General features: G+C 65.2%; 11 protein-coding genes. 1 reads left to right on the top strand and 10 read right to left on the bottom strand.

Annotation, left to right across the window (positions count from 1 at the left end; all coding sequences use genetic code 11):
• The 10 genes from sphsw_RS16205 to sphsw_RS16160 form a co-directional block, all read right to left on the bottom strand.
• The coding region (locus sphsw_RS16205; RefSeq protein ID WP_031441535.1) for a pirin family protein at nt 1-266 on the bottom strand (266 nt) is incomplete at its 3' end.
• A 1-nt stretch (nt 267) separates the two neighbouring features.
• Nucleotides 268-834: an NADPH-dependent FMN reductase gene (locus sphsw_RS16200; RefSeq protein WP_031441534.1), complete on the bottom strand. Its 567-nt coding sequence runs from the start codon at nt 832-834 to the stop codon at nt 268-270.
• Between the two features lie 133 nt (nt 835-967).
• Complete coding sequence (locus tag sphsw_RS16195; protein WP_031441533.1) at nt 968-2,035, bottom strand: spore photoproduct lyase family protein; 1,068 nt, start codon at nt 2,033-2,035, stop codon at nt 968-970.
• Nucleotides 2,036-2,071: 36 nt separating this feature from the next.
• Entirely contained in the window at nt 2,072-2,620 is a 549-nt protein-coding gene (locus sphsw_RS16190; RefSeq protein WP_197975339.1) for a response regulator transcription factor, read from the bottom strand.
• Nucleotides 2,617-3,927, bottom strand: a complete 1,311-nt coding sequence (locus tag sphsw_RS16185) for an ATP-binding protein (RefSeq protein ID WP_042467562.1) — start codon at nt 3,925-3,927, stop codon at nt 2,617-2,619. Before sphsw_RS16185 ends, sphsw_RS16190 begins: the two co-directional genes overlap by 4 nt.
• Before the next feature lie 75 nt (nt 3,928-4,002).
• Complete coding sequence (locus sphsw_RS16180; protein ID WP_031441531.1) at nt 4,003-4,719, bottom strand: SURF1 family protein; 717 nt, start codon at nt 4,717-4,719, stop codon at nt 4,003-4,005.
• Nucleotides 4,719-5,120 (bottom strand): cytochrome o ubiquinol oxidase subunit IV, encoded by a 402-nt coding sequence (cyoD, locus tag sphsw_RS16175; RefSeq protein WP_031395868.1) that lies wholly within the window; start codon nt 5,118-5,120, stop codon nt 4,719-4,721. Before cyoD ends, sphsw_RS16180 begins: the two co-directional genes overlap by 1 nt.
• Nucleotides 5,117-5,761, bottom strand: coding sequence for a cytochrome o ubiquinol oxidase subunit III (gene cyoC, locus sphsw_RS16170; RefSeq protein WP_042467557.1), 645 nt, complete (start codon nt 5,759-5,761; stop codon nt 5,117-5,119). The genes cyoD and cyoC overlap by 4 nt, the downstream gene beginning before the upstream one ends.
• 4 nt (nt 5,762-5,765) lie before the next feature.
• Entirely contained in the window at nt 5,766-7,766 is a 2,001-nt protein-coding gene (gene cyoB, locus sphsw_RS16165) for a cytochrome o ubiquinol oxidase subunit I (protein WP_031395866.1), read from the bottom strand.
• A gap of 10 nt (nt 7,767-7,776) precedes the next feature.
• Entirely contained in the window at nt 7,777-8,988 is a 1,212-nt protein-coding gene (locus sphsw_RS16160; protein ID WP_042467556.1) for a ubiquinol oxidase subunit II, read from the bottom strand.
• Between the two features lie 220 nt (nt 8,989-9,208).
• Between sphsw_RS16160 and sphsw_RS16155 the strand changes: the two genes are divergently transcribed.
• A partial coding sequence (locus tag sphsw_RS16155; RefSeq protein ID WP_031441529.1) for an MFS transporter occupies nt 9,209-10,504 on the top strand: 1,296 nt, incomplete at its 3' end.

Here is a 10,504-nt window from a genome sequence, read left to right as displayed (position 1 = left end):
CCCGCCTGCATCACGCTTTCGTGCCCGCCGCTGTCGAGATGCGCCATTTCGCCGGTCAGGATGAAGCTGACCGTCTCGAACCCGCGATGCGGATGCGGCCCGAACGGCAGGCCGTTGTTACCGGGCGCATAGGTCTGCGGGCCATGATGGTTGAGGAACAGGAACGGATCGACCTGCGGCAACTGCGGCCCCGGCAGCGGGCGCCGCGTGACGAGATCGGCGATGTCGTCACGCTGGGCGGGATAGGTCCGCAGCACGCGCCGCATCTCAGTTCGCCTCGCGCACAGCCGAGGCCGGACGCGCGATCTCCGCCAGCAGGGCGTCGATACCGCTCAACAGAAACTCGAGCGTCGACTTGTCGCTCAGCCGCCCGTCGGCGATCTTCTCGTGCACCGCCCCGATCACCGACTGCGGCCGCAGCAGCGTGCGCGCGCCGATCGACGCCAGCGTCTCGTTCAGCTGCGCCTGCGCGCGCGCGCCGCCGACCGCACCGGGCGACGAGGTCAGTGTGAACACCGGCTTCCCCGTCAGCGTCGCCTTGCCGTAAGGCCGCGAAGCCCAGTCGAGCGCGTTTTTCAGCACGCCGGGCATGCCGTGATTATATTCGGGCGACGCGATCACGATCCCGTCCGCCTCGCCAATCGCGGCCCGCAGCGCGGCGACCGCCTCGGGTGGCGTGTCGGTATCGGCATCCTGATCGTACATCGGGATCGCGTTGAGCGGGAAGATCCGCAGTGTCGCCTTGTCCCCCAGCGCGTCGGCGAGCGAATTGAGGATCGCGGCGTTGAACGACTGGCGGCGCAGGCTGCCGGAAATACCGAGAAGGACGGGCATGCAGAAATCTCCTGTTGTCACGCGCGAGCGCCGGGCGACGGCGGCGCGCAAGATCTTGGTATCCAGATAGGCGACGGCACCGGCGCCCACCAGCGCAGGGTCGGCAACGCTGTGTTGCCCGGTTGGACGGCGATCAGGTCCAGTAGAGGATCCGCGCCTCGGGCAGGCGCGCCGCGATCTCGTCGGCAAAGAAGGCGCGCAACGCCCGCATCGTGTCCGCGTCATAGACATATTTGACCGAGCCGAACTTGGTGCGCTTCTCGGTGCGGTTCGCCATGCCGAGATCGAGCGAGGAGCCGGGATACCAAGTCTGGAGCACCGCCTTGGACCCGGGTGTGTAGCGATGCGTGATCAGCTCCATCGTGAGGTCCGGGATATCGCCGAGCACCTGTCCCGCCTGCGCAATCAGCTCGGCATAGGCGTCGCGCCATCCTTCGGCGGCAATGATCGGTGCGATCGTCAGCCCGACCTTGTACCCCGCATCCGCCATCCGGCGCAGCGCGACCAGCCGGGCCGCGACCGGACTCGTGCCGCCCTCGAACCGCGCATAGCCCGCCGGGTTGATCGAGGCGCGCATCCGCGTCCGCCCCGCGTGATCGAGCGCGAGCAGCGGCTCGACCGCGTCGAACTTCGTCGTGAAGCGCAGCTGCACGTCCGCCTCCCACGCGCCGAAATGCGCGATCAGCGCGGACAGCGACCCCGTGACGTGATCGATCGCGAGCGGATCGGTGTAACAGGACGCCTCGAACGTCGTGCCCTCGTGCGCGCGCGTGGCGGAGCGCGACGTGACCGTCCCCTGGCCGAGATGCGCGGGAAGCTCGGCAAGGATTTCCGGCAGGTTCGCATAGACCCGCGTGATCGGCGGCCCCTTCAGAGACCCCGCGAGATAGCAATAGCCGCAATGCGCAGGGCACCCTTCGGCCAGATCGATTCGCCAGTCGGCGCTCGGCGCGATCGGCTGCAACCGGCGTTTCGACGGCGGGGCGACGACGAGCGCCAGCGTCGCCTTCGCCTGTGCATATTGCTGCCGGGGATCGTCTGGCAGGTCGAGGCGAAGACGATCGCTGGGCAGGGTCGTCACCGCCACGTCCAGCGCCCGTGCGCGCGCGACGATCTGTTCACCATGGTCCCAGAGGAGCGACGACGGCGTCGCGAGGAGGCGCCGCGGCACCCAGAGGCGGGAGGAAGAGGGCGACACCATCGCACCATAACGCCCGCCCGACGACAAGCGTTGCGGCTATTTGACCGGCCGCTTCTCGAGTTTGCGCGCGAGCGTCCGCCGGTGCATCCCGAGCTGCCGCGCAGTCTCCGAGATGTTGAACCCGGTTTCCGCGAGCGTCGCGTGGATCCGCTCCCATTCGAGCGTCTTGATCGTCGCGCGGCGTTCGGTCACCGCGGTGTCGACCTTGCCCTCGGTCCGGTCGAACGCCGCCTCGATGTCGTCGGTGTTCGACGGCTTGACCAGATAATGCGAGGCGCCGAGCTTGATCGCCTCGACCGCGGTCGCGATGCTCGCAAAGCCGGTCAGAACGACGACGAGGATATCGGGGTCATGCGCGTGTAGCGTCTGGACACAGACCAGCCCCGACGCGCCGCCGAGCTTCAAGTCGACCACCGCATATTGCGGCACGTCGTCGGCGAGCAGCACGACCAGATCCTCATGGCTCGCCGCAAGCCGGACCGCATAGCCGCGCCGCTCGAACGAGCGTTTCAGTGTGCGCGCAAACGTCTCGTCGTCCTCGACTATCACGAGGCGCTTGACCGGGGGGATATCGGGCTCGCTCATTCGTCACGCTCCAGGGCGATCGCCGCCAGCGGCAGCATCAACGTCACTTCCGCACCACCCGTCTCGCGATTGGCGACCGCCACGCTGCCCCCCAGCTTGCGCATTGCATTGACCGCGAGGAACAGGCCGAGGCCATGGCCGGGATCGCGCTTGCTCGACTGATAGGGCTTGCCGAAGCTCGCCAGCTTGTCGCGCGTGAACCCCGGTCCGTGATCGCGGACGATCAACGCCAGATGATCGCCCGACCGCTCGCCCGAAAACCCGACCCAGGCGGGCGATGCTTCGGCGGCATTGTCGAGCACGTTGGCGATCACCTGCTTGAGCGCGGGATCCGAGACGATCAGCGGATCGTCGCCGAGCCGGCTGGTATAGTCGAACTCGACACCGGCGTGCAGCGCGCGCCAGTCCTCGACGATCGCGTCGAGGAAGACGTGGAGCGGCACGACCTCGGGCGCCTCGCCGCGCGCCTCGCCCGCCGCGAGCAGGATGTTGGTGACGATCGTCTTGCACCGCTGGACCTCGGCCTGCATCTCGCCGATCTCCTCGAGCATCCCGGCATCGGTGGCGAGCGCGGGCATCCGCTTCCAATCGTTGAGGATGACCGCTAGCGACGCGAGCGGCGTGCCGAGTTCGTGCGCGGCACCCGACGCGAGCAGGCCCATGCGGACGATATGATCCTCCTCCGCCGCCTGCTGGCGCAGATCCGCCAGATGCTCGTCACGGGCGCGCAGATTGCCCGTGATCCGCGTCATGAACAGTACCAGCAGCGTCGCGACGAGCAGGAAATTGAGCAGCGACCCGACCGTGTAGAGCGCGAAATACTCGCCCGCATAATCGGTCGGCAGGGCGAGCGGGCGATACCGGATCGTCAGCAGCGCGAAACACCCGCCCGTCACCCCGACGATCGCCCAGCTCGACCAGCGATCGAGCAGCACCGCGCCCAGCACGACCTGCAACAGGTACAGCGCGATGAACGGGTTGGTCGCGCCGCCACTGAGGTAGAGCTGGACGGTCAGCAATCCGACGTCGAGCAGCATCGCGAGCAGCAGCTGCGCATTCGCCCCGCGCTGCCAGCCATAGAGCCGCATGCTCGCGAGGTTGAGCGCGACCGACGCCGCCATCGCCATCAACATCGGCACCAGCGGCAGGTCGATCCCCAACAGGAAGCGGACCGTCAGCACGGTGACCAGCTGTCCCGCCACCGCGATCCAGCGCAGCGTGACCAGCTGCCGCATGTTCGCGTTGCCCGCGGCATCGGTATCCGCGCGCGCACGGCTGACCCAGGCCTGCCACCGCGAGGAATCCATCGCCAATCTCATCGTGTCGTGCGCCGTCACGCGGTCCATCTCTCCTGCGACGCGCTCAACGCGCGACGTCGCCGGTCAGCGCTTATCACGACGACGATCGTGGCGCACGAACACGACGAAGCCGATCACCGTCATCGCGGCGAGGCCGAACCATGTCAGCATGTAGACAAGATGATTGTTCGGAAACGCGATGACGGTCTGGCCGCCGACCGGTGCGCCGTCCCCGACCTTGTCCGCGTCGATGAAATAGGGCGCCGTGCGGCCAAGGCCGTGCGCACTGGCGATCGCAGCGACGTCACGCGAATACCAGTTGTCGGTCGCGGGATCATTCTTGCGCAGGAAGCCGCCACCAGGTTCGGTAATCCGTAGATAGCCCGTCACGGTGACCGTCCCGATCGGCCGCGCATAGGCGCCGCGCTGTTCGGGCGAGACATAGCCGCGGTTGACGAGAACATCGAAGCCCTGCGCGGTCCGCAGCGGCGTCATCACCCAGTATCCGCTGCCGAGCGCCGTGGCGGCGCGGACCAGCGTCGTGCGGTCATGCGCGAAGACGCCGCTCACCCGAATCCGGCGATACGCATCGCTGCTCGCCGTGATCGCTGGCCAGTATGCCGGGCCGGGTGGCGCGACCGGTGCGGCCTGCGACCGCGCGGCCACCTGCCGGATCAGGTCGAGCTTCCAGACACGCCGCTCGACCTGCCACACACCCAGCGCGCAGAACCCGGCGAACAGCAGCAGCGCGATGAAGCCCGCCACCCAGATCGCCGGCCGCGGCCGGGCATGCCCTGTCATCACATATCTACCGCGGCCTGCATCGGCATCATGTTGGTGTTCAGATGATACATGACCCAGATCGACCCGCTGAGCGTGATCACGACGAGGATGATCGTGAAGATCAGCGCCATCATCGTCCAGCCATTCTCGGACTTTCCGTTCATGTGCAGGAAGTAGATCATGTGGACGACGATCTGGATCACCGCGAACAGCATGATCACCAGTGCGGCGGTCGACGGATCCTTGAACGCGCCGGTCATCACGGCCCAGAACGGGATCGCGGTCAGGATGACCGAGAGGAAGAACCCCTTGAGGTAGCTCTTGCGCGTCCCGTGCGACGCGTGGTCGTCGCCATGCCCATGATCGTCATGGGCGTGGTCGGCATGCGCGTCGTGCGCGGTGGCGGGGCGGTCGGTCATCGCAGCGAACCCATCAGATAGACGAAGGTGAAGACGCCGATCCAGATGACGTCGAGGAAATGCCAGAACATGCTGAGGCACATCAAGCGGCGCTTGTTCGCGGCGATCAGGCCGTGCTTCTGCACCTGCACCATCAGCGTGACGAGCCAGATGAAGCCCATCGTCACGTGCAGGCCGTGCGTGCCGACCAGCGTGAAGAAGGACGACAGGAACGCGCTGCGCGTCGGACCCGCGCCCTCATGGATGAGGGTGGCGAACTCGTACATTTCGATCGACAGGAAGGCGAGGCCGAACAGCCCGGTAAAGGCCAGCCACATCTGCATGATGCGCTGACGCCCTTCCTCCATCGACAGCATCGCGAAACCATAGGTGATCGACGAGAACAGCAGCATCGCAGTGTTCACCGCGACGAGCGGCAGCTCGAAGATCTCCTTGGGCGTCGGTCCGCCGGCATAGCTGGTGCCGAGCACGCCGTAAGCCGCGAACAGCACCGCGAAGATGAGGCAATCGCTCATCAGGTACATCCAGAAGCCCAGCATCGTGCTGCTGCCCTCGGGATGGTGATGCTCTTCGAGCTGGTAGAACGAGAGGGGCTCACCCTTCTCGTCCAGACCGTCCTTCTTCAATGATACCGAAGACATCGCGTCAGGCTCCCTGGGTCGCGAGCATGCGGGTGCGCGCGTCCTCGCTGGCGATCACGTCCTCGACCGGGATGTAGAAGTCGCGCTTGTAGTTGAAGGTGTGGAAGATCGTCGTGGCGAAGATCCCGACCAGCGTCAGACCCGCGAGCCACCACATGTACCAGATCATCGCGAAGCCGAAGGCGATGCTGAGCACGCCCAGCACGACGCCGGTACCCGTGTTGCTCGGCATGTGGATCGCGCGGAAGCCGCTGACCGGCCGCTGATGCTTGCGGTCCTTCATGTCGTACCAGGCGTCCAGGTCATGGACGACGGGCGTGAACGCGAAGTTATAGTCAGGCGGCGGTGACGAGGTTGCCCATTCGAGCGTCCGGCCACCCCAGGGATCGCCGGTGTGATCGGCGAGCGCCTCGCGGTTGCGGATGCTGACGAAGATCTGGATCAGGAAGGCAGCGATGCCGACCGCGACCAGTGCTGCACCAAAGGCGGCGATGACGAACCAGATCTGCAGGTTCGGATCGTCGAAATAGCGCATGCGGCGAGTCACGCCCATCAGGCCAAGCACATAGAGCGGCATGAAGGCGAAGTAGAAGCCCGACACCCAGCACCAGAACGAGACCTTGCCCCACTTCTCGTCCAGCTTGAAGCCGAACGCCTTCGGGAACCAGTAGTTGATCCCTGCGAACATGCCGAACAGCGTGCCACCGATGATCACGTTATGGAAATGCGCGACCAGGAACAGCGAGTTGTGCAGGACGAAGTCGGCCGGCGGCACCGCGAGCAGGACGCCGGTCATACCGCCGATCGTGAAGGTCACCATGAAGGCGATCGTCCACATCATCGGCAATTCGAACCGGATCCGCCCCTTGTACATGGTGAACAGCCAGTTGAAGATCTTGGCCCCGGTCGGGATCGAGATGATCATCGTGGTGATGCCGAAGAACGAGTTGACGCTCGCCCCCGACCCCATGGTGAAGAAGTGGTGCAGCCAGACGAGATACGACAGGATCGTGATGACGAGCGTCGCATAGACCATCGAGCTGTAGCCGAAGAGGCGCTTGCCCGAGAAGGTCGAGGTGACTTCCGAGAAGATGCCGAATGCCGGCAGGACCAGGATGTAGACCTCGGGGTGACCCCAGATCCAGATCAGGTTGACGTACATCATCGGGTTGCCGCCCGCGTCGTTCGTGAAGAACGCGGTACCGATGTAACGGTCGAGCGACAGCATCGCGAGCACCGCGGTCAGCACCGGGAAGGCGGCGACGATCAGGATGTTGGTGCACAGCGCGGTCCAGGTGAAGATCGGCATCTTCATCATGCCCATGCCGGGCGCACGCATCTTGACGATGGTCGCGACCAGATTGACGCCGGACAGCAACGTTCCGATGCCCGCGATCTGGAGCGCCCAGATATAATAATCGACCCCGACATCAGGCGAATAGGCGATCCCCGACAGCGGCGGCATCGCGAGCCAGCCGGTCCGAGCGAACTCGCCGATGAACAGCGACATCATGACGATCACGGCACCCGCCGCGGTCATCCAGAAGCTGAAATTGTTCAGGAACGGGAAGGACACGTCGCGCGCACCGATCTGGAGCGGGACGACATAGTTCATCAGCCCCGTGACCATCGGCATCGCCACGAAGAAGATCATGATCACGCCGTGCGCGGTGAAGACCTGGTCATAGTGATGCGCGTTGAGATAGCCTTCGCTACCCCCGAACGCCATCGCCTGCTGCAGGCGCATCATGATCGCGTCAGAGAAGCCGCGCAGCAGCATGACGATCGCGAGGATCATGTACATGATCCCGATCTTCTTGTGGTCGACGCTGGTGAACCACTGGTTCCACAGATAGCCCCACACCTTGAAATAGGTGAGCGCGGCCAGCAGCGCGGCGCCGCCGATCGCCACCATGCCGAACGTCGCGACGACGATCGGTTCATGCAGCGGCAGCGATTCCAGCGTCAGTCGGCCGAAGATCGTCTTCAATATGGAGTCTGACATGAGCTTTTCTCTAGCCGTTCGCGACGGGGCGCGAGCCCGGCATGGTTGAGGGGGTCAGCATGGTGTGATTGCGGTTGGCAGGCGAGCCGGGCGCGGCGTTGGCGCCGTCGCGTTTTATGTCGGCTGGCGCAGACCAGTGTTTCCCGCTCCCCTTTTCGTCGCCGTCCTTCATCAAGCCGCCCTCGGGTCGGGGGCCGGCGTCCTGCGGCCCGCTGCCGCCATTGACGCCGGGCATCGCCATGCCGTCATGCGGGTTCTTGCCCATCATGTCCGACATGCACGGCTTGCCGGGCTTCACGCACTGCTCGACGATCGCCTTGAACAGCGAGCTCTCGACACCGCCGAAATAGCGGACCGGCACCTTCTCGCTCGGCTTTTCGAGCTGCATGTAGTTGGCACGGTTCAGACCGCCGCCGCCGTTGCGGACCTTCGCGACCCAGGCATCGAAGCCCGCGTCGGACACGCCGTGGAAGCGGAAGCGCATTCCCGAAAAGCCCGCGCCGCTATAGTTGGACGAGAAGCCCTCGTAATTGCCGGGCTTGTTGATCACCGCGTGCAGCGTCGTCTCCATCCCGGGCATGGTGTAGATCATGCCGGCGAGCGCGGGGATGTAGAAGGCGTTCATCACCGAGGACGAGGTCATCTTGAACCGCAGCGGACGATCGACCGGCGCGGCCAGTTCGTTGACCGTGGCGATGCCGTATTCGGGATAGATGAACAGCCATTTCCAGTCGAGCGCGACGACCTGGACGTCGAGCGGCTTGCCGCCCGTGATCGTCTGCTGGTTGCCCGCGAGCTGCCCCACCGGCGTGTTCTCGCCGATATCGCCGCTCTGCGCGGAGATGCGGCCGAGCGGACGATAGGGATCGAGCAGATGCGTGCTGGTCCAGGTCAATGCGCCGAGCGCGATGATGATCAGCAGCGGCACGCCCCAGATCAGCAGCTCGAGCCCGACCGAGTGATCCCAGGTCGGCTCGTACTTCGCGCTCTTGTTCGCCTGCCGGTAATGATAAGCGAAAAACAGCGTCAGCGCGATCACCGGGACGATGATGATGAGCATCAGCCCGGTGGAGATGAGGACCAGGTCACGCTGCTGCACCGCAATATCGCCAGATGGCGACATCACGACCCAGTTGCATCCACTGATCAACAGCGCGGGCAGCAGGGCTGCTGCGCGTAAGAGCCAGGATCGGGGCCTGGAATTCGATAGCTCGGCGGTCATGTACTCGCCCCTACGCCGCTGTTAGATCATTCCATAGTGGACAATTTGTCCAATGGGCGCCGCACTGCAGCAAAGGCATGGCGCTCATGATGCGACAGAGATAGGTCTCTCGGTGTGACTCCGAAAGGCCCTGCCCGCAGTCGACGAAAAGGCGTATGATCGGTGCGCCGTCCGAAAAGGCCATTGGGCGGCGAGCCGCCTCACGGAAGCGAGTTTGAGAATGAGTGCACACGCCGCATCGACGTCTTTCGAAGACGATGCCCGCGATCTTCACGATCACGGGAAAAAGGTGTCGCCGGGCGAGATCGCGATCGGCGTCGTCATCGGACGCACGTCCGAATTTTTCGACTTTTTCGTCTATGCGATCGCCTCGGTCATCGTCTTCCCGACGCTGGTCTTCCCCTATGTCGACCGGCTGCAGGGGACGATCTACTCGTTCGCGGTCTTCGCGCTCGCCTTCATCGCGCGCCCGCTCGGGTCGGTGATCTTCATTGCGGTCGATCGGCTCTATGGCCGCAGCGCCAAGCTGACGATCGCGCTGTTCCTGCTCGGCACGGCGACCGTGGCAATGGGCTTCCTCCCCGGCTATGCGCAGGTCGGCAACTGGTCGGTCGTGCTGCTGTCGATCCTGCGTATCGCGCAGGGCATCGCGCTCGCGGGCGCCTGGGATGGTCTCGCCTCGCTGCTCTCGCTCAACGCGCCCGAGGGTCGCCGCGGCTGGTACGCGATGCTGCCACAGCTCGGCGCGCCGTTCGGCCTGCTGGTGGCCAGCGGCCTGTTCGCCTTCTTCGTCGCGACGCTGCCTGCCGCCGACTTCATCGACTGGGGCTGGCGCTATCCGTTCTTCGTGGCCTTCGCGATCAACGTCGTCGCACTGTTCGCCCGCCTCCGCCTCGTCGTCACGCCCGAGTTCACCACCCTGTTCGAATCGCGTGCGCTACAGCCGGCGCCCGTGCTCGATACGATTCGCGCCGAAGGCCGCACCATCGTGCTCGGCGCCTTCGCCCCGCTCGCCAGCTTCGCGCTGTTCCATATGGTGACGGTGTTCCCACTGTCGTGGATCGTGCTGTTCACGCGCGAGACGCCAGGCCGGTTCCTGACGATCGAGGTGATCGGCGCGGCGATCGGCCTGTGCGCGACGCTCGTTTCCGGGCTGCTCGCCGATCGCATCGGTCGCCGCACGCTGCTCGGCAGCACCGCGGTGCTGATCGCGCTGTTCGCGATCGGTGCGCCGATGCTGCTCGACGGCGGCGCGACCGGTGAGTGGGTGTTCATGATCGTCGGCTTCGCGCTGTTCGGCCTGTCCTTCGGCCAGTCGTCGGGCTCGCTCGCGACCAGCCTCGGCAAGACGCACCGCTATACCGGGTCGGCGCTGACGACCGATCTGGCCTGGCTGTTCGGTGCGGGCTTCGCCCCGCTCGCCGCATTGCTGCTGTCGAGCAAGCTCGGCCTCGCGGCCAGCGGCGCCTATCTGTTCTCGGGTGCGGTCTGCACGCTGATCGCGCTTGGCGTGAAC

The sequence above is a fragment of the Sphingomonas sp. FUKUSWIS1 genome (genome assembly GCF_000733135.1).
Classification (GTDB): domain Bacteria; phylum Pseudomonadota; class Alphaproteobacteria; order Sphingomonadales; family Sphingomonadaceae; genus Sphingomonas; species Sphingomonas aerolata.
Note: the sequence above shows the minus strand (reverse complement) of the source record. Positions and strands in the feature narration are given on the sequence as shown.